The organism is Spongiactinospora gelatinilytica (genome assembly GCF_003236385.1).
GTDB lineage: Bacteria > Actinomycetota > Actinomycetes > Streptosporangiales > Streptosporangiaceae > Spongiactinospora > Spongiactinospora gelatinilytica.
The window spans coordinates 1-387 of the sequence record NZ_POUA01000941.1 but is presented as its reverse complement, the minus strand read 5'-3'; the positions used below and the strand labels follow the sequence as shown (position 1 = coordinate 387).

1 pseudogene is annotated in these 387 nt (G+C 39.0%); it reads left to right on the top strand.

The window, feature by feature from the left end:
* Window positions 1-365, top strand: a pseudogene (locus tag C1I98_RS46895) (hypothetical protein); the annotation flags it as partial.
* Between the last annotated feature and the right edge of the window lie 22 nt (window positions 366-387).

Below are 387 nucleotides of genomic sequence, written 5' to 3'. Positions count from 1 at the left end.
GTATGGCTAATAACCCAGCTATGCAAAATGTGAATGTGGACCCTAAGGATCTTGAGCACACCAAGGCGATTGTATATTCCATGACCAAAGCTGAGCGTGAAAATCCAGATCTTCTAAATCCTAGTCGCCGTCGTCGGATTGCGGCTGGATCCGGGCGTCCTGTGGTTGAAGTCAATCGGATGATTAAACAATTTAATCAAATGAAGAAAATGATGAACCAAATGTCAAAAGGAAACTTTAACGGCATGGAAGGTATGTTAGGAAATGGAATTAAGGGTAAGTTGTCGAAGATGGCAATGAATTCCATGATTAAGAAAAATAAGAAAAACAAAAAGAAGCGGATGAAGAAAAATAAACGACGCTAAAAATTAAGAGGTTTGGTTATAC